We start from the raw sequence: 25,401 nt of genomic DNA, 5'->3' as shown, positions 1-25,401 counted from the left end.
GCGCATAATGCCGTCAAATACGCGATTTCCCCTTGCTTTCAGCCGCCGAGACCGCGTGGCGATGGACATTTGCGCCACTCTTTGCCAAACCCGATGCCGGACAGCAAAGCGACGGGACGGATATGAACCAGCAACCGATTTACAAGATCGTCACCGAGGACGAATGGCAGGCGGCGCGGTCGGCCGGCGTCTTCAGGGGCGCGGCGGTCGATCTCGCGGATGGATTCATCCACTTCTCGACCGCCAGTCAGGTGGAAGAGACCGCCGCGCGGCATTTCGCCGGCCAGACAAATCTGCTGCTGGTCGCCGTCGACGCCGCGGCGCTGGGTGATGCTCTGAAATACGAGCCGTCGCGCGGCGGGGCGCTTTTTCCCCATCTCTATGGCGATCTGTCTTTCGATGCCGTTCTGTGGGAGAAGCCGCTGCCCATCCAACGCGACGGCCGTCACGATTTTGCGGGATTGCTTTGATGATCGACCTCTACCGTTGCGGCGGCCGCCGCGCCGCCTTCGCGCTCGATCCCGAGCTTGCCCACGGCCTGACGCTGAAGGCGATCCGCACCGGTCTCCTGCCCGGCGCCCGCCATGCGGACGACAAGAGCCTTGCCTCAACTGTGGCCGGCCTCGCCTTGAGGAACCCGCTGGGCGTTGCCGCCGGGCTCGACAAGAATGGCGAGGCGCTCGACGGGTTGCTGAAACTCGGCTTCGGCCATGCCGAGGCGGGTACCGTCACGCCGCGTCCGCAATCCGGCAACCCGAAGCCGCGGCTGTTCCGGCTGTTGAAGGACGAGGCGGTCATCAATCGCATGGGCTTCAACAATGACGGCCATGACGCGCTTGCAGCCCGGCTCGAGCGCCGCAACAGATCGGCGGGCGTGGGCGTCATCGGCGTCAATATCGGTGCCAACAAGACGTCGGAAGACAGGATTGCTGACTATGTTGCCGGCGTTACGCGGTTTTCGGGGCTTGCCGACTATCTTACCGTCAATATTTCCTCGCCCAACACGCCGGGCCTGCGCGATCTGCAGGCCCGCGCGGAGCTCGCGCGGCTTCTCGGCAGGGTTGCCGAGGCGCGGGAGAAAGCCGCCCGCAAACTGCCGGTGTTCCTGAAGATCGCGCCGGACCTGACGGAGGAAGGCCTCGATGATATCGTCGCCGAAGTGCTGGACAGCGCGCTTGACGGGGTCATCGTCTCCAACACCACGCTGTCGCGCGCGGGGCTCAGGGAAGAAAAGCTGGCGGGCGAGGCCGGCGGGTTGTCCGGCGCGCCGCTGTTCGAGCGCTCGACCGCACTTCTCGCCCGCATGCGCCAGCGACTCGGGCCCGATCTCGCACTCATCGGCGTCGGCGGGGTCAATTCCGGCGCGCGGGCGGTGGAGAAGATCCGCGCCGGCGCCGATCTGGTGCAGATCTATTCCGGCATGACCTATGAGGGGCCGCAGCTGATCGAGGACAGCCTGACGGCGATCATCGCCGCCATGCGCGAAGCCGGCGTCAGTTCGCCGCGCGAGCTGCGCGACAGCGGCGTTGCGGAATGGGCGGCCAAACCGTTTACTGGCTGAGACACATCGCCCAGAACGGCTGGTTGCCGGAGTTGGGGCTGACGGCGCGGGCAACGCCGATATGGGAATAATTTCCCAACATGTTCTTCAAATGCCCCGGCGAATTGACCCAGGCCTGGAAGGCGCGTTCCGGTGAGCGCTGCTGCGTGGCGATGTTTTCGGCGGCCGGCAGCGGCAGGCCCATGCGCTTGAACCGGACAAGCACGCTTTCACCGCCGGTGATGTGGTTCATCTTGTCGGCAAGCGCCATCCGGCTTGCCTGGTCGATCGCCGCCTGTTCGCAGGCGCGCGAATAGGAGAGCGCTGAAAGCCCCCGGCTTTTGCGCAACTCATTGACCCAGGGCAGGAAGGTCGCGGTCATCGCCTCGCTGTCGACATCGCCGCGCGGAAGGTCGCTGCCGAAAAACGGGCTGCAGGCGGAAACGCCGGCGGCAAGCGCGCCCAGAACGAGGACGCGGCGGGTGGTGGCGATTTGGGTCAACGGCGATAGCTCAGAATGCGGATGATCAGGAACACCGGCACGACGATGATCGCGCCCAGCACGAAATAATGGCCGACCTCGCCAAGGGCGGCAAAGCCGCGATTCCAGATGTTTCGCAGGAAATCGATGATGCCGTAATAGATGTCGAGCGGATGGATGCCGAGCGCCGACAGGATGAAGCCCACGATCAGCGAGACCACCAGCAGGCGGACGATTGTGCCCACCACTGTGCCGCCGAGAAACCTGTTGATGTCGTTGCTCATACCGCTCTCCTTTTCCGGCTAGATAAAGAGGCTTTGCGGCGCATTCAAGAAAAAACGGCGGATGCGATTCCGCTTGCTTTTCGCTTCGAAAGGCGACATTGGCGCTCAGTTTCCTTTCGGTTTTCGAGACATGAGCCATCTTTCCCTTTCCTCGGGCGATCTGATTGCAGATCGCCGCGCCGATTATGCCCGCATGCTGGACGAGGCGGGCGATCATGCCGCCGCGGCTGAAGTGATGGAGCAGGCGATGGCGCTTGTGCCGGACTGGCCGGCGGGCCTCGCGCTGCTTGCCGCCTATCGCGAGCATGCCGGCAACGTCGCGGCGGCGATCGAAACGCTGGAAAAGCTCGAGGGCGAGGATGACGACGACCTGTTCGCCGCCAGCCTGAAGCTTGCCGTTCTCGGCGCCGCCGAGCCGCCCGCCCATCCGCCGGGCCGCTATGTCGAGGCGCTGTTTGATTCCTATGCCGATCATTTCGACGCGGCGCTGACCGAGCGGCTCGATTACAACGCGCCGGAAAGGCTTGCAGCCCTTCTGGAGAAGAGCGAGGGCGAAGCGCGCCGCTTCAGGCTTTGCGTCGATCTTGGCTGCGGAACCGGGCTTTCGGGCGGGGCCTTCTACGCGCGGGTCGACCGCCTGGAAGGCTTTGACCTGTCGGCCAATATGCTGGCCAAGGCGGAGGAGAAGGCGGTCTACCAGCACCTTGCTCAGGCCGATCTTCTGCTTGCGCCGGAGCAAAGCGGCCTGTTTTCGCCGGAGCTTGCGCGTCACCGCGCCGATCTGGTCGTGGCCGCCGATGTGCTGATGTATCTCGGCGCGCTTGAAAGCCTGATGGCGAATGTCGCGGCGCTGATCGCGCCCGGCGGCGTCTTCCTGTTTTCGGTCGAGGATGGCGGGGAGGCCGAGGCCTATACCCTGCTGCCATCGCTGCGCTACGCCCACGCCTTTGGCTATGTCGAGGACCTGTTGACGGGCGCCGGTTTCGCGCTGAAGCGCCATGAACGGGCGGCGCTGCGCAAGGATGCGGGCGAACCGGTTCCCGGAATCCTGTTCCTGGCGGTCAAACGGCTTCCCTGACGCCGCCGATATGTCGACGGAGGGAACCCCGCGCGGTCCTGCGCGTTTACCCTTAAAACGTGTCCAACAGACCGAAAGGAGGCTGACCATGACCTTCACGCCTGAACTTTGCCATGCCGCGCGCATTCTCGCCCGGATCGATCGCCCGACGCTTTCCGCCGAAAGCGGGATGGCGGAAGACCGGATAGAGGCATTCGAGAATGGCACCGCCGAACTGGGCGACAATTCGGTCGAAAAGCTGAAGACGACGCTGGAAGCGCTCGGCGTGATCTTCCTGCCTGAGGAGAAGGAGGGCGGCGTCGGCATACGCCTGAAATTCACCGGCAGCGAAACCCGCCGCATCCTGAACTGGGAAGGCGAGGGCGGTCGCGTCAATCAGGATGACGTGGTTTAAGCCGGTTTGACGCGCGCGAAGAATTGAGCGATGGAAATGACGGGGCCGTCCGGTCCCGATTTTTCATGTCCGGAGCCTTGCGTGTCTGAAAACCGTTTTCTCGCCGGTATCGTCAGTTCGACATCCGAAAGCCATTCGGCGCTTGAGGATGCGCAGGGCATCATCGCCGGTTCCATCCTTGCTTGTCTCGGCGTTATGGTGCTGAAGGCCGGCGGGCTGCTGACGGGCGGCACGGCGGGTCTTGCCTTTCTGCTGACCTATGCGACGGCGCTCGATTTCGGTCTTTCCTTCTTCATCGTCAACCTGCCGTTCTACTATTTCGCCTGGAAGCGGCTGGGGCTGAAATTCACCCTCAAGACCTTTCTAGCGGTGGCGCTCACCTCGGTTCTGACGGCGGTGGTGCCGGACTTCATCACGATCGGCGAGACCGATCCGCTGGTCGGCGCGCTGTTCGGCGGCGTTCTGGTGGGCGCGGCGCTGCTGATCCTGTTTCGCCATTCGGCAAGCCTCGGCGGGTTCGGCATTCTGGCGCTCTACCTTCAGGACCGGTTCGGCTGGAAGGCAGGCTATGTGCAATTGATGCTGGACGGCTGCGTGCTGCTTCTGTCCTTCTTTGTGGCGACGCCCTTCATCATCGCCTGCTCGGTCGCCGGCGCGGTGGTCATCAATCTGGTGCTCGCCATCAACCACCGCCGGGATCGCTATATCGCGATGTGAGCCGGTAAAATAACCGCTGGCCATCCTCGCCAATAATTGCCATTTTGCGCTCATGAACGAAACGGAAACATTGCCGGAGCGCTTTCGCCGCTGGTTCGCCGAGAACGGTTGGCAGCCGCGCCCGCATCAGCTTGAACTGCTGGCGCGCGCGGGGGCGGGTGAGGACATGCTGCTGATCGCGCCCACCGGCGCGGGCAAGACGCTTGCCGGTTTCCTGCCGTCGCTTTCCGATCTCGACCGGCGTGGGCCGCAAAAGCCGGGGCTGAGGCCGCGCGGGGTCCACACGCTCTACATTTCGCCGCTGAAGGCGCTTGCTGTTGATATCGCGCGCAATCTTGAACGCCCGGTGGTCGAGACCGGACTTCCCATCACCATGGAGACCCGCACCGGCGATACGCCCCAGGCCAAGCGCCAGCGCCAGCGCCTGAAACCGCCGGATATCCTGCTGACGACGCCGGAACAGCTTGCCCTGCTGCTCGCCGGCAAGGATGCCGACCGGTTCTTTGAGGATTTGCGCTATGTGATCTTCGACGAGCTGCATTCGCTGGTCACCTCCAAACGCGGCCATCTGCTCTCGCTCGGGCTTGCGCGGCTTCGGCGGCTGCGGCCGGAGCTCACCGCCATCGGCCTGTCCGCCACCGTCTCCGACCCGATGGAGCTGCAGCGCTGGCTGGTGGCGCAGACCGGCGAGGTCGATCCGCCCCATGCCGGGCTGATCACGGTGAAAGGCGGGGCCCGGCCGGAAATCACGATTTTGAAGGCCTCCGCCCGGATTCCCTGGTCCGGCCATTCGGCCCGCTATGCCGCGCCCGATATCTATGAGGAGCTGAAACAGCGGCGGATGACGCTGATCTTCGTCAATACGCGGTCGCAGGCGGAGATCGTGTTTCAGGAGCTTTGGGGCATCAATGACGATAATCTGCCGATCGCGCTGCATCACGGTTCGCTCGATGTCGGCCAGCGCCGCAAGGTCGAGGCGGCGATGGCGGCCGGAAAACTGCGCGCGGTCGTCGCCACCTCCACGCTCGATCTCGGCATCGACTGGGGCGATATCGACCTCGTCATGCATATCGGCGCGCCGAAGGGGGCAAGCCGGCTGGCCCAGCGGATCGGCCGCTCCAACCACCGCATGGACGAGCCGAGCCGCGCCATTCTGGTGCCCGCCAACCGGTTCGAGGTGATGGAATGCCAGGCGGCGCTCGACGCCAATTATGTCGGCGCGCAGGATAGTCCGCCGATCGGAGAGGGCGCGCTCGATGTGCTGGCGCAACACGTGCTCGGCATGGCCTGCGCCGAGCCGTTCGACATCGATGCCCTCTTTGACGAGGTGCGCACTGCGCTGCCCTATACCGGGCTTGACCGCGAGACCTTCGTCCGCGTGGTCGATTTCGTTGCGACCGGCGGCTATGCGCTGCGCAGCTATGAGCGCTACGCCAAGATTCGCGAGACGGCGGACGGCACGTGGCGGATTTCCCATCCCGATGTCGCCCGCCAGTACCGCCTGAACCTCGGCACCATCGTCGAAATGCCGATGCTGAAGATCAGGCTTGTGCGCGCAGGCAAGCGCGGCGGGCCGCTGCGGGGCGGGCCGACGCTGGGCGAGGTCGAGGAGTATTTCATCGAGATGCTCAGGCCCGGCGACACCTTCCTGTTTTCCGGCAAGGTGCTGCGTTTCGAGGGCATTCGCGAGAGTGAATGCCTGGCCTCGGTCGCCTTCGATACAGACCCCAAGATCCCCGCCTATGCCGGCGGCAAGTTTCCGCTGTCGACCTACCTTGCAGACGGCGTACGGGCGATGCTCGCCGATCCGGAGCGCCGCAAGGCGCTGCCCGGCCCGGTTCGCGAATGGCTTGCGCTGCAACAGCAGCATTCGCATCTGCCGAAGCGCGGCGAATTGCTGGTGGAGACCTTTCCGCTCGAAAACCGGTTCTACATGGTGGCCTATCCCTTCGAGGGCCGGCTGGCGCATCAGACACTCGGCATGCTTCTGACAAGGCGGTTGGAGCGCATGGGTGCCGCGCCCACCGGCTTCGTTTCCACCGACTATTCGCTGGCGATCTGGGGGCTGAAGGATATCGGCGCGATGCTGGCCGACGGCACGCTCGACCTTAGGGAACTGTTCGACGAGGACATGCTCGGCGACGATCTCGAGGCCTGGCTCGACGAGAGCTACATGCTGAAGCGCACCTTCCGCGCCTGCGCCACAATCGCCGGCCTGATCGAGCGGCGCTATCCGGGCAAGGAAAAGACCGGAAGGCAGATGACGGTCTCCGCCGATCTGATCTATGACGTGCTTCGAAGCCATGAGCCCGATCATATCCTGTTGCAGGCAACGCGGGCGGACGCGGCGTCCGGCTTGCTGGACATCGCCCGCCTTGGCACAATGCTGGAACGAATCAAGGGCCATCTCGTGCACTACCGGTTGGAGCGGGTTTCGCCGCTGGCGGTGCCGGTGCTCTTGGAAATCGGCCGCGAAAGCGTCAATGGCGGCGCCGGCGATGCCGTGCTTCAGGAAGCCGCCGATGAATTGGCGGCGGCACTCGAGGCGGCCGAGATGTTGCATGAAGAGGCAGGCGAATGAACGTGCAGGCGATGGAACGGGAAGGTCAGGCCGGCCGCGCGCGCCGGTTTTCGGGCCATGCCGTTCAGTTCGATGCGTCCGGAGCGGCCTTCTTCCCCGAACTCGACCTCCTCGTCGTCTCCGATCTCCATCTGGAGCGGGGCGCCGCCCATGCGCGCCGCGGCTTCTTCCTGCCGCCCTATGATACCGGGCGCACGCTTGCCGCCCTTTCAGCCGTGATCGCCCGCTATCGCCCCGCCCGCGTGGTCTCGCTCGGCGACAATTTCCACGACCGTGTGGGGGCCCGCGAAATGCCGGCGAACACCCGTGAAACGCTCTCCTCCCTTGCCGAAGCCTGCGACTGGGTGTGGATCAACGGCAATCACGATCCCGATGGCGTCGGCGGCCTTCCGGGTCGGGTGTTCGACGTCTGGGCGTTCGAGGGACTGACTTTCTGTCATGAACCGTCCCAAAAGGCCGAGGCGGAAATCTGCGGCCATCTCCACCCCTCCGCCGTACTTCATCGACCGGGCAAATCCGTCCGCCGCCCCTGTTTCGCCGCCGACGAGACGCGGCTGATGCTGCCGGCCTTCGCCACCACCCGCGGCGGGCTCGACCTGCGCCACCGCGCCTTTGCCGGATTGTTCAATCGAAAGCTGCTCAACGTGCACATGCTGGGCCCGGATAGGGTCTATTCGCTGCCCTTTGCAGCGCTTGGCTGCTGATGCACGCCGATGAGGTGCCCGTCAGCCTCCCGACGGCGCGCGCGCTGATCTCCGCACAGTTTCCCCGGTATCGCGATCTGCCGGTGAGCCCGCTTGTGGGCGGGACGGACCATGCGATCTTTCGTGTCGGCCAAAACATCGCGGCGCGTTTTCCCAGGCGGTGGGAGGACGCCGAAGCGTGCCGCATCCGGCTTGAGGCCGAAGCGCGCGCGCTTGCCGAACTGGCAGCCTGTTGTCCGGTACCCTGCCCGGAGCCGTTGGGTCTCGGCCAGCCGGGCGACGGCTATCCGATGTACTGGACGCTGCAAACATTTCTGCCGGGTGAAATCGCGACGCCCGCGGGGCTGGCCGGGTCCGATGGATTTGCCGATGATATCGCGCGGTTGATCGCATCGCTCCGACAGGCGGATACGAAAGGGCGGCGGTTTGACGGGCGCGGGCGGGGCGGCAGTCTGACGGATCACGACGCCTGGATTTCGACCTGCCTTGAAAACAGCCGCGGCCTTCTCGATGTCGCGCGGCTTTCGGCCTTGTGGGAAAGATTGCGGCTCCTGCCGCCGGGTGGCCTCGACGTGATGAGCCATCGGGACCTGATCCCGGGCAATCTTCTGGTGAACGGGGATCGGCTTGCGGGCGTGCTCGATGGCGGCGCCTTCGGGCCGGCCGATCCGTCGCTCGATCTGGTGGCCTGCTGGCATCTCTTCGACGCACCGCGCCGGGCGCGCATCAGGCAGAGCCTCGGCTCGGACGCGCTGGAATGGCAAAGGGGCGCCGGCTGGGCGTTTGCGCAGGCGATCGGGCTTGCCTGGTATTATGATGCCAGCAATCCCGGTATGGCGGCGCTTGGCCGCAGCACGCTCGCCCGCCTTGTTGAAGAAGAGATCTGGATCAGCTCTTGCGGAAGATGACGCTTGCGAACCAGCCGGAAAACAGCGCGATGGCCACCGCGCCGAGGCCGTAGAACAGCGGATATTCGTGCGCGGCCACGGTGAGCCGGGCTTCAAGCCCGGTCTTCACGACCTTCAGCGGCAGGGTCTCGGTGGCGATCTGGCGACCGTTCTTGAACAGATAGGCGCGCACCGTGTGGGTGCCCTGGGGAATGTTTACCGAGAGCCTGAGGCTCGCCCTGAACAGGCTGTTCGACACGAAGGACACCCCGTCCGGCTCGCTGTCGTACAGCGCGTCCGTGGCGTTCAGCCGCAGCATCGCCTCGCGGAAGGTCGCGACGTCGCTGGCATCGCCGAAATAGCCGACGGGCGAGATGCGCAGATGCGAAACGCCGATGCCGGACGAATTCAGCGCCTGCGGCGTGGTGACCTCATCCAGCGGCCGCGTGCTCGAGATCGAGTAGGAGCGCGGCACATGCTCGAAGGTCACCGTCTCGCGGTTGACCCAAATGCCGAAGACGCGTTCCTTGCGGCGTACGTCGGCCTCGGCCTTGGGGCCTTCCAGGATCACAACGATGTCGTAGGCGCCCTTGGAAAGCAGGATCGGATCGGCATCGTTGATCGCGCCGAACACGGTGAGGTCGGCGCCGGAGAAATCCGAGGTGATCGCGATCTGGTTGGTCGAGGTGCCGATTTCGAGCGTTTCCTGCTGCGGCACCTGGGCAAGGGCTGCGGCGGGAAACAGAAGCGCGGCGAGGAGGAGGTTGCGGATCATTGCGGCGCTCCCTCGAAGACGACCGAGAACACATCGCTTGGCGTGACGACCAGACCGAAGGCGAGGCGGACGCCGACGGCAAGGATAAGGATCGCGAGCAGCGCGCGCAACTGCTCCCCCTTGAGCTTCTGGCCGACGCGCACGCCATATTGCGCGCCGATAACGCTCGACAGCATCAGGATGGTGGCAAGCACGATGTCGACCGAATAGTTGGTGGTTGCCTGTATCACGGTGGTGTAGGCGGAAACGAAGATGATCTGGAACAGCGACGTGCCGACCACGATATTGGTCGGAATGCGCAGCAGATAGATCATCGCCGGCACCATGATGAAGCCGCCGCCGATACCGAGCGATGAGGTGAGCACGCCGATCATGCCGCCAAGCGTGAACACCGGAATGACGCTGAGATAGAGCTTCGACTTCTTGAAGCGCATCTTGAACGGCAGGCGGTGGACCCAGTTATGCTGCCCCGGTTTTCGCAGGGAGACGGATTGCTGCTTGGCGCTGCGGCGAATGGCGCGGATGCTTTCCACCAGCATCAGCCCGCCGATCGACGACAGCAGCACCACGTAAAGCAGCGAGATCACCAGATCGAGCTGGCCGAGATCGCGCAACAGCGAGAACAGCCAGATACCGACGGTCGCGCCGACAATACCGCCCGTCAGCAGCACAGTGCCAAGCTTCATGTCCAGCGTGCCGCGCCGGAAATGGGTGAGCGTGCCGGAGACCGAGGAGGCCACTACCTGGCTTGCGCCGGTTGCGACCGCCACCACGGGTGGGATCTGGTAGAAAATCAAAAGCGGCGTGATCAGAAACCCGCCGCCGACGCCGAACATACCCGATAAGAAACCCACTGCCGCGCCCATGCCGAGTATCACGAGAATATTGACCGAAAGTTCGGCAATCGGCAGGTAGATCGACACGCGTTTCCCCAATAGCATTTGGGCCGGATGTTGAATCCAGCCTTCTTAAGAATGCTTTCTTTCTGCGACTCAAAGCCCTGCAAGTCAATTCGCAAAGCCGTGATATTGCAATTCTTTTCAGGCGCTGTTGCGGGCCAGCAATGCCTTTACCAGTTCGGGCGTGATCGCACCGTCGGCGGCAAAGCCATTTGCCTTCTGGAATGCCTTGATCGCGGCATCGGTCTTGGCGCCGAGCACGCCGTCGGCGGGACCGGCATCGTAGCCGTTCTTGTTGAGGATGGTCTGGATATCGCGCACCACGGTTTCCTTGTCGACGGGCGCGCTGGCGGCGACGAGATCGGCCGGGGTCCACTCTTTCGGGCTTGTCAGGCGATTGGCGGATTCGTCGAGCGGCTGGGCCTTCCACGCTTGCGCCAGTTGCTTCGCACGGCTGAGATCGGCATCGCCGAGCGCCTCGGCAACCTCGTCGCGGCGCTTGGCGGCCTCGGCATCGCCTTCCCTGGCGGCGACGGCGAACCATTTGTAGGATTGCACCAGATCGGCATCGGCGCCGGCGCCGCGGGCATGCAGGATGGCGAGATTGAACTGGCTGTCGGCGACGCCGTGATCGGCGGCCTTCTGGAACCATTCGGCCGCTTCGGCAAAATCGGGCTTGCCGCCGTCCGCGCCATTGGCGAGCATGACGGCGAGATTGTGCATGGCGCTGACATTGCCCTTTTCGGCGGCTTCGCGATAAAGCGACACGGCCTTGCCGGCATCCTCGTCGACCCCGGTGCCCTTCTCGTAAAGACTGCCGAGTTGGAAGGCGGCGGGCGCGGAGCCGCGCTCGGCCGCCAGTTCGAACCAGAAGGCGGCCTTTGAGAGATCCTGCTTGAAGCCGAGGCCATCAAGGTAACGCAGGCCGATCTCGTAGAGGGCTGCCGGATCGCCGGCCTTGGCGGCATCGGCGAGAAGCTTGGTTTCAAGGCCGGCCGGTAGGTCAGCCGTGATCGGCCGGAACCCGGTGTCATCAGCCTTTGCGGCGGCTTCGGCCTGCCGGGTCGGGGTTTCTGCCGGGGGCGCGCTGGCGACGGGCGTTTTCGCTTCGGCGGCTTCGGGAGACGCTTTCGCCGGCGTGTTCAGCACGTCAAGCACATCCCGTGTGGTGACGGCAGCGGTCTGCACCGCTTCTTCCGTCTTGTCTTCCAGCGCGGCAGCCGCCTTCTTGAGCTTTGCCGCCACGGGCGAAGGAGCGGCGGCGTCCGTGGTCGCATCGGGCTCGATGCTGCCGGTCACGACATTGTCGGTTTCGATCATGCTGAAGGCGCGCACCGGTGCGCTTGCGACCTCTTCTGGCGCTTCGGCGGCGAAATTGTTCTTCACCACCGGCGTCATGGTCAGGTCGATCGTGGCCGGGGCGGCATTGCTGACCTTGACCGGCGCCGGGGCCGGCGCTTCCCGCCTGATCGTGGCGGCGTCGAGCGATTGCGCAGCCTGGAGAATGGCGTCGCGGTCGCGGCCCATGCCGGTCAGGAGCGGATAGGCCATGATCGCAAGCAGGATCGCGCCGCCGGCGAGATAGACCGGGCGGCGGGAGAACCTGTCCTTCGGCGGCTCGGCCGCCTCGGTCTGTTCCGTTTCGCTGGTTTCCTCGACCGCCGTGTGGACCGCGCGGCGCGCCGCGGCGATCAGGTCGGCGCGCGGCGTGCGCGGGCCGAGACCTTCGCTGATGACGCCGGCGGGTTTGGAGCGCGCGCCTTTTCGGCTTTCCGCCGCCGGGCGTTCATGCACCGGCAGCACCGGGCCGTGGCTCGGCATCGCGTCCTTCTTCTGTCCCGCGCGCACCCGCGACAGGATATCCAGAACGTCCTGGCTACCGTCTTCCTCTGGTTTCGCGGCGGAAGAACCGGCGTTGAAACGGGTTTCGAACGGCGGCGGGCCAAGGGGGGCAGACGGCTGAACCCGCGGTCGCGGCAACGGCTTCTCGCGCGTTTCCGACGCTTCGGCGGCGTCCGGGGCCTCTGAGACTTTGACGCCGGGCATGGCATCGAGGCGGCTCGCGATCGTCTTCAATGTGTCGTGCAGGCCTGCGCTCGCTTTGTCCTGATCGGCGTTCGCCGGGACCCGGAGCGCCTTCAGATCGGCCGCGAGACCCTTGATGATTTCGATATGTTCGTCGGTCTCGCCCTTGCGGCCGGCCTCGAAATTCTTCAGCGCTTCTTCTGCCGCATGCTGGGCGGCCTCGATCACCAGATCGTCATTGCTGGCCGACAGCGCCTCAATGCGCGCGCCGATCCGTTCCTCAAGCTCGCCAATCGGCAGTTTCGGTTCCGGCCGGTTCATCAGCGTGGTGAGTTCGGCGATCTGGCGTTCGAGCTTCTGCAGTTCGGGACCACTCTTGTCGCGGCGGCTTTCTTCCAGCCGGGTGGCAAGCGCCGTCAGCTGCGCGGAGAGGCGGCTTTCCGCGCCATTCTGCTCCACGGCCGCGATCTTGCGCGACAACCGCTCCTCAAGCCCGGCGATATCGAGGGCGTCAAGACGCTCTACGACACGGCTTTCGGTCTCAAGGTTGGCCTCGATCTTGCGACGCAGCTCGGGGTCGGCGCCGGCGACCGGCATGGCGGAAATCTGGGCTGCGAGCCGGCGTTCGGCGGCGGAAAAGTCAATCTGGCCGATCTTGCCGGTGATGCGGGAGACGGCGTCTTCGAGGGCTGCCGGCTCGATGCCGCGCCTGTTCTCGATCAGCGTTGCAAGGTTTGAAAGCTGGCTCTTCAGCTCGCGCCGGTCATGGGCGCTGAACCCATCCGAGCCGGCGGTTTCGATCTTCTGCGCCAGGCGGCGCTCGGCGCCCTTGAGGTCGAGCCCGGCGATATTGTCGTTGAGCCGGTTGACCGCATCCTCGATTGCGCGGGGATCACGGGTTTCGATCAGGCCCGCCAGATGGCCGATCTGGTCCTTGATTTCGCGCCGATCGGCCTCGCTCAGTCCGCCCGCGCCGACGCCGTCCAGCTTCGCGGCCAGCCGGCGCTCAAGGCTTGTGAGATCAATATCGCCGACCTTGTCGGAGAGCGTGGCGACGGCCTTGCCCAGCGTATTGCGCTCGGCGCCGATCCGCTCGACCGCGCCTGCAAGAGCCTCTATCCGGGCCTCAAGCCGGGTATGGGCATCGGCGCTGTTGTGGCTTTCAATGCGGCGGGCAACCGCGTCGAGGTTTTCCAGAAGCGTCGCCTGCTTGGTGCTCTGGTCGCGCATCTGCCAGTCGACGGCGGCAACGGCGTTTGAAAGATCGCCAAGCCGGGATTCCAGACGCTCCACCGCCGGGTCGCGCACGGTTTCGCTCTGGCGGCGGCCGATCCGCTCGAGGTTCCGGTCGATATCGTCGATGCGACGCTCGATTGCGTGCATCTGGCCGTCGAGACGGTCGCCGGACGCGGGAATGCGCGTGCACAGCACCTCCATGGCTTCGGCAAGCCCCGCCATCCGGGCCTCGATCTCCTGAAGACTGTGGCCGCTGTCATCATTCTCGAGAAAGCGGCGCACGTCGTCGAGCCCGCGCGCCAGCGCCGTCAGTTCGAGATCGAGCCGGGCCGGATCGAAGGGCGCGATCTGGCGTTCGAGAGTGTCGAAACGGCTTTCCAGGCGGGCGACGCTCTTGGCATCGGCAAGGCCGCGCAGCAGCGATTGCAGATGATCGAACTCGGCCATCAGCCGGCTGTCGTCATCGGCGGCGGCGTTGCTCAACAGCCAGTCGACGCCCTCGGAAATCCGGAGCAGCTCGCTGCGGGTGTCGTCGTCTATGTCGCGGGTATCGGTCTGCCGCTCGATCTGGGAGAGCATGGTGTGCAGGCCGGCGAGTTCGTCCCTGAGGCTCGCGGTGAAATCGTCGCGCACGGACTGGCGGAGATCCTTCAGCGTGCGGGAGATGTCGCGCAACTCGGCATCGAGACGGGCGTTGGCGGGCTCGGCCGGCAGGCGGCGCTCGCGGGGGGCGCGGTCGCGGTAGTCGGGCGATCTGGCAGGCCCGCGCGGCGCGATGCCGGCGGCGCGGGCTTCCATCATTTCGGAAAGCCGGGCCTCGAGGCCTTCGATCGTCTGGCTGAGCGCGTCGAGACCGGGTCTTGCCTCTGCCCTCTCCTGTGCCATCCGCGCCTGCGCCATACCGCTGCCCCAAAATGTTGGCGGCTGCGCGCAAATCCCCCGGCGCGCAGAACCGCATCAAAAGTCCTGGGACAAGGATTCGCGCAACATGGTAAAGAAGTTGTTAATTTTCCGCACTGAAGCGGGCGGAAAGTGCTGGAGCGGCGGCTTTTTCGGCTTTTCGGGACGCGTGCGGCTCAGTCCGCGCTCACCATGGTTGCGCCGAAGATTGCGCCGGGATTGCCGTCTGCGTCGGTGGCCTGCAGCAGGATCGCGCAGCCGTCGCTCTCGCGCGGTTCCAGCACGCGCGCCGGCAGCGTCACCTTGGTGGCCTCGCCGTGCCACATGCCCACCGTCTGCACATCGGTGACGATGTTGCGGTAATCGATGGTCCGGCCTTCGTTCTCGCCGTCCTTGATCGCGACCTGTTCGCGGCTCTTGAAATAGACCACCAGCACATCCGCCTTGCCCTTGCCGCTGCCGATATCGATGATCACCTCGTCGCCGGATTTGCGCAGGCTGACGGGCACGGTCAAGCCCTTGTCATCGGATTTGAGATCCGCAATCGTTCCGCGCAGCTTGTCCAGGCTGGTGCCGACCATCTCGGCCCGCCCGTTGACCACGGCCTGCGGCGTGTAGACGCCGGAACGGCCCATCGCGGCGCTGTAATCATACTGCCGCTTGGTGTTTTCCGGGCTGCTCATCGTGTCGGTCCAGCCGAGATAATTCCAGTAGTCGACATGGTAGCTGAGCACGATCACGTCGCCCTGGTCCGCAAGCGCCGCCGCGGCCTTGTCGGCCGGCGGGCAGGAGGAGCAGCCCTGCGAGGTGAACAGTTCCACCACGCCGAGCGGCTTTTCTATTTTGCCGGCATGCGCCGCGGCGGCGGCGAACGCCGCGAGAACGGCGGCCGATATGATCGTCTGCTTCAGCACGGCAGGAGCCTTCACCGGTTTGCAATCGCTGCGTGGCCATGGCGGCCGACGCGTATCGAACATGGCGGCCAATCTAGCGCCTTACAAATTCAACGGAAAGTCACGATGGGGTGAAAAACGCGTGTGAGGTTACAGGATCACGGTCTTGCCGACCCATAGCGCCCCCGCAACCGGAATGATCGCCAGCACCGCGAACAGCCCGTCGCGGCTGAGCATCGAATAGGCGATCAGCGTGACCGCGAGGCCCAGAAAGGCGGAGGCGAACGGCACCAGTTCTAAAACCGGCATCAGCGCGCCGGCGAGTACGCAGGCAAGCGGCAGAATGCGATCAAGCGGGCTTTGGAACAGGAAGGAGAGCCGCCTGTGCGAGTGGCGGTCGATGAAACGCGTGACGGGCAAGATCTTTTTCATCGCCTTGGTTGCCTTGTCGCGTGCGATCGAACGATGACGAATGAAACCGGGTAACCAGATGCTGTTCCGCCCGATCAGCCCTTGAACTGCGATCAGCACGATCATGATCCCGAACAGGGAGGAGAGCCCCGGCACCCCGCCAAGCGGCGACATCACCAGCAAGGAGGGCAGGATCAGCAGCGGCACGAAGGATGCCGACCCGAAGGTCGAAAGCATGTCGTCCACCGAAACCTGCTCGCCCTCGGCATGGTCCAGCGCTTCCTTGGTGATGCCGCTCAGCGATCGCGGGTCTTGCTCGTTGCTGTCGCTCACGTGGTGCTCCGCCGGTCTGGCTCTCTTCGGGTGCTATCGGGTGAACGCCGGTGGCCGGACAACGTTCCGGTTGCACGATTGAAAGATTCACGAAGCGGGAGCTTTCTCTGCGAGATAGGCGATTCGATCGAAACCAAATTTTCTGCGATCGTAATTGCATTGCAGTTCGCTACTGCTGTGCATTTATTTGTTCTGACAATCAGGCTAGCATTTCAGAAAAGATGGTTTAATCGCCGATCCCTAAAATGAGTATAATAGACGCTATAAAGGCGCTGACCGAAAATACTATTATTGACGAATATATGAGCCAGTTCGAGATATTTATAACGCGGTCGTGGTAGCGCTCAAGGTATCTGCCTATTGCATATAACCGACTATGCCTTTGAAAACCGACAAGAGCGCCTCTGACTCTGCCGGTGATTGATACTAATCTCATTGCCGATATGAGGTGTCCTGTTGCCATAAGAATTAGGCTTACTACGGACAAAAGAAGCATTAACTTTGCAGCCAAAATCGCAGATGCGGACGGTGTCGTAACTTCGCCGGACAAGATTGCCAAGCATGCCAAGATTGCGGCTCCATCCACCAAAATCATTCCACGAAGAGCTTCAAGTGATAGCGATCGCAGGCCGCTGGTTGTTTCTTGATACCATTCCAACCAAAGAGCCTTCAGCGCATCGTTGTGGGCTCTCCGATTCAAAACGAAGTCACGTTTAATGTTGTGAAGTCTAAAAGCGTTTAACCAGTCTGTTTCCCAGTCATAGTGCTGGTCCATAGCCTTCTTCTCAAAAATTTCTACGCGATGGTGTTCAATCAATTGATCGACTCTCTCAACTTGAGTTTCGGCGTGCCAGCCTTTCTCCCACTGCGCAATAATGTCGTTCCAGAGGTTCTTAGTTTCCTCATGGACGCTGAGTTCCCTCGGGGGGAGTGGTGCTTTTCTTTCTTTCTCATCCATTGGATTAGCCCTCTCTTGCCGCAACACTTTACAAAAAAACGGGCGGTTTGCATCGCCCGGCCAGCCGTCTGACCAACCATCTTGCAGACGCTTTGAACTTTCCTGCCCCTTTGTCCGTCACCCCGGACTTGATCCGGGGTCCAGGGCTACAGAATGCTGCGCGTAGAGAGGGGCGTTTGATAGCCCTCAAGATTTGGCCTTGGATGCCCGGTCGGGCCCAGCATGACGGACGTATCTGTCAAGGCCTTCGATAGCAAATGGGCCGGGCGTTTGAAGCGCCCGGCCCATCGTTTTCAATCCCTGAGGAACAGCCTTACGCCGCCAGGTCGCGCAGCACCGTCTGCAGGATGCCGCCATTGTTGACGTAGGTGAGTTCGTCGAGCGTGTCGATGCGGCAGAGAATCGGGACGTCCTTGACCGTGCCGTCGGCGAAGGTGACCTTGGCGATCTTCTTCTCGCGCGGTTTGATGTCGGCGAGGCCTTCGATCGAGACGGTTTCGTCGCCCTTCAGGCCGAGGCTTTCCCACGTCGCGCCGCCCTCGAAGGTGAACGGAATGACGCCCATGCCGACGAGGTTGGAGCGGTGGATACGCTCGTAGCTTTCGGCAATCACGGCGCGCACGCCAAGCAAGTTGGTGCCCTTGGCCGCCCAGTCGCGCGAGGAGCCATTGCCATATTCGCCGCCGGCGAAGATGACGAGCGGAACGCCTTCCTTCTTGTATTCCATCGCCGCGTCGAAGATCGACATCTCTTCCTTCGACGGATAGTGGATGGTGTAGCCGCCTTCCTTGCCGTTCGGGCCGAGCATGTGGTTGCGGATGCGGATATTGGCGAAGGTGCCGCGCATCATCACTTCATGGTTGCCGCGACGCGTGCCGTACTGGTTGAAGTCGGCAACGCCGACGCCGTGACCGATGAGGTATTCACCGGCGGGCGACTGCGCCTTGATCGAACCGGCCGGGGAGATGTGGTCGGTGGTGATCTTGTCGCCGAAGAGGCCGAGAATGCGGGCATCCTTGATGTCGGAAACGGCCGTCGGCGTCTTGCCCATGCCGACGAAGTAAGGCGGGTTCTGGACATAGGTCGAGTTGTCGTCCCAGGCATAGGTCTGGCCGTCGGGAATCTGCACCGCCTGCCAGTTTTCGTCGCCCTTGAAGACGTCGGCATATTTGGTCTCGTAGAGTTCGCGGGTGACGTATTTCTCGATCGTCTCCTGCACTTCCTTCGAGGACGGCCAGATGTCCTTGAGGTAGACCGGGTTGCCGTCCTTGTCCTCGCCGAGCGGTTCGGTGGTCAGGTCCTTTCTGACCGTGCCGGCCAGCGCATGGGCGACGACCAGCGGCGGGGAGGCCAGGTAGTTGGCCTGAACGTCCGGCGAGATGCGGCCTTCGAAGTTACGGTTGCCGGACAGAACGCCGGCGGCAATCAGGCCCTTGTCGTTGATGGTCTTGGAGACCGGGCCTGGCAGCGGACCGGAATTGCCGATGCAGGTGGTGCAGCCGAAACCGACGAGGTTGAAGCCGAGCGCGTCGAGATCCTTCTGCAAGCCGGCCTTTTCGAGATATTCGGCGACAACCTGCGATCCGGGCGCGAGCGAGGTCTTGACCCAGGGCTTGGTCTTCAGGCCCTTCGCCACGGCGTTGCGGGCGAGAAGCCCGGCGGCGATCAGCACCGTGGGGTTGGAGGTGTTGGTGCAGGACGTGATCGCGGCAATGGCGACATCGCCGTGGCCGAGATCGTAATCGGCCCCTTCGACGGCATAGCGCTTGTCGATCTCGCCCTTGTCCTTCTTGTACATGTCGACCATCGCTTCGGAAAAGCCGGAGGCGATGTTTTCCAGCGCGATGCGGCCTTCCGGGCGCTTCGGGCCGGCCATGGACGGCACGACGTCGCCGAGGTCGAGTTCCAGCGTGTCGGTGAAGACCGGGTCTTCGCCGCCCGATTCGCGGTACATGCCCTGCGCCTTCGAATAGGCGTCGACCAGCGCGATGCGCTCCTTGGTGCGGCCCGACATGTCGAGGTAACGCAGGGTTTCGAAGTCGACGGGGAAGAAGCCGCAGGTCGCGCCGTATTCCGGGCCCATATTGCCGATGGTGGCGCGGTCGGCGAGCGTCATCGAATCAAGGCCGGCGCCGAAGAATTCGACAAACTTCGAGACGACGCCCTTTTTGCGCAGCATCTGGACGACGGTGAGCACGAGGTCGGTCGCGGTGACGCCTTCCTTGAGCTGGCCGGTGAGCTTGAAGCCGATGACTTCCGGCAGCAGCATCGAAACCGGCTGGCCAAGCATCGCGGCTTCCGCCTCGATGCCGCCAACGCCCCAGCCGAGAACGCCGAGGCCGTTGATCATCGTGGTGTGGCTGTCAGTGCCGACGCAGGTGTCGGGATAGGCGATTTCCGAACCGTCCTCTTCCTTGGTCCAGACGGTCTGGCCAAGATATTCGAGGTTCACCTGGTGACAGATGCCGGTGCCGGGCGGCACGACGCGGAAGTTCTTGAACGCCTGCTGGCCCCATTTCAGGAAGCGGTAGCGTTCGCCATTGCGCTTGTATTCATATTCGACATTGTGGGCGAAGGCCTGCGGCGTGCCGAATTCGTCGACGATGACCGAGTGGTCGATCACGAGGTCGACGGGCACCAGCGGGTTGATCTTTTCCGGATCGCCGCCGAGATTGACGATGCCGTCGCGCATGGCGGCGAGGTCGACGACGGCGGGAACGCCGGTGAAGTCCTGCATCAGCACGCGGGCCGGGCGGTAGGCGATTTCGGCGCCGGCGGTGCCCTTGTCGTTAAGCCACTTGGCGACAGCAAGAATGTCGTCTTTGGTGACCGAGCGGCCGTCTTCATTGCGAAGGAGGTTTTCGAGAAGAACCTTCATGGAGAAAGGAAGCTTCGAGACGCCTTCGAGCCCGTTCGCTTCAGCCTTCGGCAGGCTGTAGTAGACATACTCTTTTCCGTCCACATCGAGTGTGGAACGACATTCAAAACTGTCCAGTGATTTAGCCACGGATAAAACCCCGCTCATTCTGATTGGCCTAGACCAGCCGTGCGAACGCCCATGTACTTACGACATCAGGATGCGGGTACGACCATTTCCGCTGTCCGCACGTGGGACAAATGTCCCAGGTTCGGCGCAAGGATGTGATTCACGCCGGCCGCTGGCGTGGTTGCGCATCTTATAGATAATTTCTAAGAAAGGTGCCAGATCAACTGTGTTGAAATTTGAATTTTTTTTAAATTTGCCGTTCGGGCGGCAGAGACGGCTCCAGGGACAGAGACATCATGACAATTGCCGTCAGGGCCGATGATCTGACCGTGAGCCGGGGCGACATGCTGATCTTCAGCGGGCTTTCGCTGTCGCTTGGCGCCGGCGAAAGCCTGGTGTTCACGGGCCCGAACGGGGCGGGAAAATCGACCGCGCTCAGGGCAATGCTGGGGCTTGTCGGCGGGGCTGAGGGCAAGGCCTGGTTTTCTGCCGGGGAGGGCGCCGAACCCCTGCCGCTTGCCTTCGCCGCCCACTATCTTGCTCACCTGAACGCGATGAAACCGGAAATGACCGCGCGCGAAAACCTCGTCTTCTGGAAGGCGCTGACGGGCGATTTCGGCGACGGCGCGGGCATGGCGGTCGATGATGCCGCCGATGCGGTTGGCCTGATCGATGTGCTCGACCTGCCCTTCGGCTTTCTTTCGGCGGGCCAGAAGCGGCGGATCGCCTTTGCGCGGCTGCTCAGCAGCCATCGCCCGGTATGGCTGCTCGACGAGCCGACCGCGGCACTCGACAGCGCGGCGAAGACGCTGTTTTCCGGCCTCATGAATGCGCATCTTGCCGCAGGCGGGATCGTGATCGCGGCGACCCATGAGCCGCTCGATCTCGTAAATGCGAAGGAAATCCGCTTTGCCGGCCCGGTGCGGCTTGCCGCCGATCCGTTCATGGATGCGGAGGCTTAGGCGATGTGGGCGCTGTATCGCCGCGATGTGCTTCTGTCTGTCCGCGCCGGCGGCGGGGCGCTGGTGGGCCTGTTGTTCTTTCTTTCGGTGATCGCAGTCGTGCCCTTCGGCGTCGGTCCCGATCTGGCGCTGCTGGCGCGGATCGGCCCGGCCATGGTGTGGATCGCGGTGCTGCTGTCGACGCTGATCGGGCTCGACCGCATGTTCCGCGCCGAGCGCGACGACGGCTCGCTCGACATTTTGAAGATGCGCGATGAGCCGCTGGTGCTGATCGTGCTGGTCAAATGCCTGGCGCACTGGACGGGCTATGTGCTGCCGCTGGTGATCCTGTCCCCGGCCATGGGTCTGTTGATGAATATCGGCCCGCTTGGACTTGGCGCGGCCTTCGTCACGCTTCTCGTCGGTTCGCCGGCGATCACCTTTATCGGCGCGGCGGGGGCGGCGATCGCGGTTTCGCTGCCGCGCGGCGGGCTGCTGGTGCCGATCCTGATCCTGCCGCTTGCAATCCCGGTGCTGATTTTTGGCGTCGGCGCGAGCTATGCGGTGACGTCGGATATCGATCCGTTCCTGCCGCCCTTCCTGCTGCTCATCGCGATCACATTGTTTTTTGCGGTGGTCGGCCCGGTTGCCGCGGCTGTGGCCTTGCGTCAGGCGGATGATTGAGCGAAACCATGCCCAAGAGGAAACGGTGACGGCGATGAACCAGACGACGGTAAAGGGCGGAATGTTTTCGGGGCTTGCGAACCCGACCCGGTTTCTGGGCCTCGTCAGGCGGGTGCAGCCCTTCATGATCGCCATCACGGTCGCGCTTTTCGCCGTCGGGCTGTGGCTGTCCTTCACCTCCGAGGCCGATTATCAGCAGGGCGATACGGTGCGGATCATGTATATCCACGTGCCCGCCGCCTGGCTTTCGATGATGTGCTATGTGGTGATGGCGATTGCCGCGCTCGGCACGCTGGTCTGGCGTCATCCGCTCGCCGATGTCGCCCACAAGGCGGCTGCCCCGATCGGCGCCGCCTTTACCTTTCTGGCGCTGCTGACCGGCTCGCTCTGGGGCAAGCCGATGTGGGGCGCATGGTGGGTGTGGGATGCGCGGCTGACCTCCGTGTTCATCCTGTTTTTGATGTATCTCGGCATCATCGCGCTGCACCGCGCGGTGGACGAGCCCCAGCGCGCCGCCCGCCTTGCCGCGATCCTGATTCTCATCGGCGTCGTCAATATCCCGATTATCAAGTTCTCGGTCGACTGGTGGAACACGCTGCATCAGCCGGCAAGCGTGATCCGGCTGGACGGGCCGACGATCGATCCGGTGTTCCTCTGGCCGCTCGGGGTGATGGCGCTCGCCTACACTTTTGCCTTTTTCACCATGCATCTTGCCGCCATGCGCAACGAGATCCTGCGCCGCCGCGTTTCCGCCATGCGCCGGGTCGCGGCCAGCCGGGCGGAAGCGCCGAGGATGACCCATTGAGCCACGCCTTCTTTATCTACGCCGCCTATGGCGCGACCGCGCTGGTATTCGCCGCGCTGGTGCTCTGGCTGCTCATCGACGGCCGTGCCAGACGGCGCGAGCTTGACGCCCTGGAAAAGGCAGGCGCCGCCCGCCGCAGCGTCCGGGGGCGTTCATGAGCGAAAGCGAGAAGGGCAAAACGCGCCGCTATCTCGTCGCGGCCATTCCGCTGGTCGTGGTTGCCGGGCTCTTCGGCGTGTTCGGCTGGCAGTTCGTCTCGGGCCACGATCCGTCCGAAATTCCCTCCGTCCTCATCGGCAAGCCGGCGCCTGCGATCGATCTGCCCGCGCTCGACGGCAGCAACCGTCCGGCGCTTAACGACGGTGAAATCGAAGGCCGGTTCACGCTGGTGAACGTCTTTGCCTCATGGTGCATCCCCTGCCGGGCCGAGCACCCTTATCTCATGGAATTGTCGAAGGATCCGGCGATCAACCTCGTCGGCATCAATTACAAAGACAAGCCGGCCAACGCGCTGAAGTTCTTGAACGAGCTCGGCAATCCCTATGCCGCGATCGGCGTCGACGAGAATGGCGCGGAGGCGATCGATTGGGGCGTCTACGGCATTCCCGAGACCTTCGTGGTCGGCGCCGACGGCACAATCATCTTCAAGAAGATCGGCCCGATCGACCAGGGGTCCTATGAAAAGGAAATCCTGCCGGTGATCAACCGCAGCATCGGCCCGGCATCGAAGCTGATGAACTGAGACCTCAGCTCTCCTCCGCTTCCTCTTCCGCCGGGTCCACCGTATGCCGGTTGATCAGCGGCATCTGGAAAAGCGTGAAGGCGATGGTGATCGGCATCGTGCCCCAGACCTTGAAGTTGACCCAGAAATCGGCGGAGAAATTGCGCCAGACCACTTCGTTGAGCACGGCGAGAAACACGAAGAACACGCCCCAGCGGAAAGTGAGTTTGCGCCAGCCCTCGTCATCGAGCTTGAAGGCGGAGTGGAACACGTAGCCGAGCAGCGAGCGCCCGAACACGAGCCCGCCGAGAAGGACCGCGGCGAACAGGCCGTTGACGATGGTCGGCTTCATCTTGATGAAGGTCTCGTCCTGCAGCCAGATCGACAGCGCGCCGAACACCATCACCACCGCGCCCGAAACCAGAGGCATCAGCGGAATATTGCCGAGCACGATGCGCGATCCGATCAGCGATATCAGGGTCGCGATCATGAACAGCGCCGTCGCCACCAGAAGCGGCGTGCCGAACACGGAAAGCGCCGGAAAGGTGTTCATCAGCCATTCGCCGCGGAAATTCGCGAAGAAGAACACCATCAGCGGGCCGAGTTCGAAGGCAAGCTTCAGGAACGGTTCTTCCTTCTGCTCCGTGGTCAGTTTCTTGGTCGTCTCGCTCATGTTCCCGCCGGTTCTTTTGGGTGTGATCTGCTAATTGGCCTGTCGGCCGCGCCTCATCAACCCCAAAAGCGGCGAATTTGGGTATGTGAGGCGCAAAAATGGCGTTCAGCATGAGAGAGCGCTTGCGTTCTGTCGCAGGGCTACCGTCGGGAAGCCACTGAAAAGACTGAAGGGGCGCTGTCGGCGCCTCTTCATTAATGTTCTAGAGAAGAACCCGTTCGCCGGTTCGGCTGCTTTCGATCACCGCCTCCAGTAGCGCCGCGGTGTTGATCATCTCGGCGGTGGTGATCGGGTAGGGGGTCTTGCCGCGGATTGCGCCGGCGAAGGCGACGATATTGTCGCGCACCGGTTCGGCGGGGCCGATTTCCTCAACCGCGATCTTGCTGCCGGTCGAGGCGCTGGTGACGATCCAGCCGTCCGGGGCTTCGACATGGGCCTTGTCGCGGATATCGACCCAAGCCTTCGAGCCGAACAGAGAGCAGCGCGATACGAACGGCATGGCGAGATTGGCCGAGATCGTGGCCGTGCCGCCGCCCGCAAAGCAGATGAAGGTCGAGATCGTGTCGCCCTGCGGCAGGCTGGACGCAAGCGTCTCGCATGAGGCGACAACGCTTTTGGCCGGCCCCATCAGCCGGACGGCGAGGTCGAGGAGATGGATGCCGGTCGCCGTCATGCCGGCCGCCGGCGCGTCCTCCGCGCCCAGCCGCCAGTTGGTCGGATCGAGCGCCAGGAACTTGTCGTGGCTGAAGGTGGCGTCGAACTGCATCAGCCGGCCAAAGTCCCCGGCGTCGGCGGCCCTGATCATGGCCGCGATCGGCGGCTCGTAGCGCCGTTCGTGGCCGGTGGCGAGGATGAGGCCGGCGGCCTCGACGGCTTTGACGGCGGCCTCCGCGCCGACCCGGGTCATCGCAACCGGCTTTTCGCAGAACACGTGCTTTCCGGCGGCAGCCGCAGCGGCGATCTGCTCCGCGTGCAGCTTGTGGGGCGTGACCAGCAGCACGGCCTCCACCGCCGAATCGGCCAGCGCCGTCTCAAGATCGGCGCTGACGGGCACATTGTGGGCGGCGGAAAAGGCGCTGGCGATCTCGCCGTTCGGCTCCACGGCGCGAACGATGGTGACGTCATCGGGCGCGGCCTTCAGCACGGCGGAAATTTTCTGGCCCCACCAGCCAAGGCCGACAAGCGCAATACGGACCGGGGCGCTCATGAGCGGTTGTCCACGCGTTTGTTGAACGGACGGATCGAGACCTTCTCCCAGAGGCCGGCGGCGTGGAAGGGATCGTTTTCATGAAATTTCATCACCGCGTCCATGCTATCGGCCTCCACCAGGAAACAGGAGCCGATCATGGTTTCCTCGTCATCGGCCAGCAGCGGACCGGAGATCAGCGTCTTGATCGGATTGCTGGCGAGGTAGGCCTTGTGGGCGTCATAGTGATCCAGCCGTTTCTGGACGTTGCCTTCGTAATCGAGGCAATGGACGATGTAATGCATGAAG

At 63.5% G+C, this 25,401-nt stretch carries 25 protein-coding genes; 13 read left to right on the top strand and 12 right to left on the bottom strand.

What is annotated here, in order from left to right:
• The first annotated feature begins 122 nt into the window (after positions 1 to 122).
• The gene (locus V6767_RS15125; RefSeq protein ID WP_448474265.1) at positions 123 to 470 is read left to right on the top strand and encodes a DUF952 domain-containing protein; all 348 of its coding nucleotides are present in this window, start codon (positions 123 to 125) and stop codon (positions 468 to 470) included.
• Complete coding sequence (locus V6767_RS15120) at positions 470 to 1,561, top strand: quinone-dependent dihydroorotate dehydrogenase (RefSeq protein ID WP_448474239.1); 1,092 nt, start codon at positions 470 to 472, stop codon at positions 1,559 to 1,561. The genes V6767_RS15125 and V6767_RS15120 overlap by 1 nt, the downstream gene beginning before the upstream one ends.
• Here V6767_RS15120 and V6767_RS15115 read toward each other — a convergent pair.
• A complete protein-coding gene (locus V6767_RS15115) occupies positions 1,551 to 2,042 on the bottom strand; it encodes a CAP domain-containing protein (protein ID WP_448474238.1) in 492 nt (163 codons plus the stop codon). The two genes, V6767_RS15120 and V6767_RS15115, sit on opposite strands and share 11 nt — an antisense overlap.
• Positions 2,039 to 2,305, bottom strand: coding sequence for a DUF6460 domain-containing protein (locus V6767_RS15110; RefSeq protein ID WP_448474237.1), 267 nt, complete (start codon positions 2,303 to 2,305; stop codon positions 2,039 to 2,041). The genes V6767_RS15115 and V6767_RS15110 overlap by 4 nt, the downstream gene beginning before the upstream one ends.
• A 130-nt stretch (positions 2,306 to 2,435) precedes the next feature.
• Here V6767_RS15110 and V6767_RS15105 point away from each other — a divergent pair, with 130 nt between their 5' ends.
• The 6 genes from V6767_RS15105 (at position 2,436) to V6767_RS15080 (ending at position 8,687) form a co-directional block, all read left to right on the top strand.
• Entirely contained in the window at positions 2,436 to 3,383 is a 948-nt protein-coding gene (locus V6767_RS15105; protein WP_448474236.1) for a methyltransferase, read from the top strand.
• An 88-nt stretch (positions 3,384 to 3,471) separates the two neighbouring features.
• Positions 3,472 to 3,777 (top strand): XRE family transcriptional regulator, encoded by a 306-nt coding sequence (locus V6767_RS15100; protein ID WP_448474235.1) that lies wholly within the window; start codon positions 3,472 to 3,474, stop codon positions 3,775 to 3,777.
• Between the two features lie 81 nt (positions 3,778 to 3,858).
• Entirely contained in the window at positions 3,859 to 4,494 is a 636-nt protein-coding gene (locus tag V6767_RS15095) for a YitT family protein (protein ID WP_448474234.1), read from the top strand.
• 52 nt (positions 4,495 to 4,546) lie between these two features.
• Positions 4,547 to 7,075 (top strand): ligase-associated DNA damage response DEXH box helicase, encoded by a 2,529-nt coding sequence (locus tag V6767_RS15090; RefSeq protein ID WP_448474233.1) that lies wholly within the window; start codon positions 4,547 to 4,549, stop codon positions 7,073 to 7,075.
• Entirely contained in the window at positions 7,072 to 7,779 is a 708-nt protein-coding gene (pdeM, locus tag V6767_RS15085; protein ID WP_448474232.1) for a ligase-associated DNA damage response endonuclease PdeM, read from the top strand. The genes V6767_RS15090 and pdeM overlap by 4 nt, the downstream gene beginning before the upstream one ends.
• The gene (locus tag V6767_RS15080) at positions 7,779 to 8,687 is read left to right on the top strand and encodes a phosphotransferase (protein ID WP_448474231.1); all 909 of its coding nucleotides are present in this window, start codon (positions 7,779 to 7,781) and stop codon (positions 8,685 to 8,687) included. The genes pdeM and V6767_RS15080 overlap by 1 nt, the downstream gene beginning before the upstream one ends.
• Here the strand turns inward: V6767_RS15080 and V6767_RS15075 are convergent.
• The 7 genes from V6767_RS15075 to acnA form a co-directional block, all read right to left on the bottom strand.
• Complete coding sequence (locus tag V6767_RS15075) at positions 8,668 to 9,441, bottom strand: TIGR02186 family protein (protein ID WP_448474230.1); 774 nt, start codon at positions 9,439 to 9,441, stop codon at positions 8,668 to 8,670. The genes V6767_RS15080 and V6767_RS15075 overlap by 20 nt on opposite strands.
• Complete coding sequence (locus tag V6767_RS15070; protein ID WP_448474229.1) at positions 9,438 to 10,364, bottom strand: sulfite exporter TauE/SafE family protein; 927 nt, start codon at positions 10,362 to 10,364, stop codon at positions 9,438 to 9,440. The genes V6767_RS15075 and V6767_RS15070 overlap by 4 nt, the downstream gene beginning before the upstream one ends.
• A gap of 117 nt (positions 10,365 to 10,481) precedes the next feature.
• Complete coding sequence (locus V6767_RS15065; RefSeq protein WP_448474228.1) at positions 10,482 to 14,486, bottom strand: peptidoglycan-binding protein; 4,005 nt, start codon at positions 14,484 to 14,486, stop codon at positions 10,482 to 10,484.
• Positions 14,487 to 14,677: 191 nt separating this feature from the next.
• The gene (locus V6767_RS15060) at positions 14,678 to 15,415 is read right to left on the bottom strand and encodes a DUF1223 domain-containing protein (protein WP_448474227.1); all 738 of its coding nucleotides are present in this window, start codon (positions 15,413 to 15,415) and stop codon (positions 14,678 to 14,680) included.
• A 129-nt stretch (positions 15,416 to 15,544) separates the two neighbouring features.
• Positions 15,545 to 16,138 (bottom strand): exopolysaccharide biosynthesis protein, encoded by a 594-nt coding sequence (locus V6767_RS15055; protein ID WP_448474226.1) that lies wholly within the window; start codon positions 16,136 to 16,138, stop codon positions 15,545 to 15,547.
• 226 nt (positions 16,139 to 16,364) lie between these two features.
• Positions 16,365 to 17,096, bottom strand: a complete 732-nt coding sequence (locus V6767_RS15050) for a hypothetical protein (RefSeq protein WP_448474225.1) — start codon at positions 17,094 to 17,096, stop codon at positions 16,365 to 16,367.
• Positions 17,097 to 17,409: 313 nt separating this feature from the next.
• Positions 17,410 to 20,103: an aconitate hydratase AcnA gene (gene acnA, locus V6767_RS15045; protein ID WP_448474224.1), complete on the bottom strand. Its 2,694-nt coding sequence runs from the start codon at positions 20,101 to 20,103 to the stop codon at positions 17,410 to 17,412.
• A 281-nt stretch (positions 20,104 to 20,384) separates the two neighbouring features.
• Between acnA and ccmA the strand changes: the two genes are divergently transcribed.
• From ccmA to V6767_RS15020, 5 genes are read left to right on the top strand one after another with little or no spacing between them, the layout of a single operon-like run.
• Entirely contained in the window at positions 20,385 to 21,044 is a 660-nt protein-coding gene (ccmA, locus tag V6767_RS15040) for a heme ABC exporter ATP-binding protein CcmA (protein ID WP_448474264.1), read from the top strand.
• 3 nt (positions 21,045 to 21,047) lie between these two features.
• Positions 21,048 to 21,707, top strand: a complete 660-nt coding sequence (ccmB, locus tag V6767_RS15035) for a heme exporter protein CcmB (RefSeq protein ID WP_448474223.1) — start codon at positions 21,048 to 21,050, stop codon at positions 21,705 to 21,707.
• A 34-nt stretch (positions 21,708 to 21,741) separates the two neighbouring features.
• Positions 21,742 to 22,512 (top strand): heme ABC transporter permease, encoded by a 771-nt coding sequence (locus V6767_RS15030; RefSeq protein ID WP_448474222.1) that lies wholly within the window; start codon positions 21,742 to 21,744, stop codon positions 22,510 to 22,512.
• A complete protein-coding gene (gene ccmD / locus V6767_RS15025; protein WP_448474221.1) occupies positions 22,509 to 22,670 on the top strand; it encodes a heme exporter protein CcmD in 162 nt (53 codons plus the stop codon). Before V6767_RS15030 ends, ccmD begins: the two co-directional genes overlap by 4 nt.
• Entirely contained in the window at positions 22,667 to 23,254 is a 588-nt protein-coding gene (locus V6767_RS15020) for a DsbE family thiol:disulfide interchange protein (protein WP_448474220.1), read from the top strand. Before ccmD ends, V6767_RS15020 begins: the two co-directional genes overlap by 4 nt.
• A 4-nt stretch (positions 23,255 to 23,258) precedes the next feature.
• Here V6767_RS15020 and V6767_RS15015 read toward each other — a convergent pair whose 3' ends face one another.
• The 3 genes from V6767_RS15015 to V6767_RS15005 all read right to left on the bottom strand — a co-directional run bounded on the left by V6767_RS15015 (position 23,259) and on the right by V6767_RS15005 (position 25,397).
• A complete protein-coding gene (locus V6767_RS15015) occupies positions 23,259 to 23,906 on the bottom strand; it encodes a septation protein A (protein WP_448474219.1) in 648 nt (215 codons plus the stop codon).
• A gap of 202 nt (positions 23,907 to 24,108) precedes the next feature.
• Positions 24,109 to 25,113, bottom strand: coding sequence for a Gfo/Idh/MocA family protein (locus V6767_RS15010; protein ID WP_448474218.1), 1,005 nt, complete (start codon positions 25,111 to 25,113; stop codon positions 24,109 to 24,111).
• On the bottom strand, positions 25,110 to 25,397 hold the full coding sequence (locus V6767_RS15005; RefSeq protein WP_448474217.1) for a YciI family protein: 288 nt from the start codon (positions 25,395 to 25,397) through the stop codon (positions 25,110 to 25,112). Before V6767_RS15005 ends, V6767_RS15010 begins: the two co-directional genes overlap by 4 nt.
• Positions 25,398 to 25,401: the final 4 nt, after the last annotated feature.

This window comes from Martelella sp. FLE1502 (genome assembly GCF_053484255.1).
This window is presented reverse-complemented; position numbering and strand designations above follow the sequence as displayed.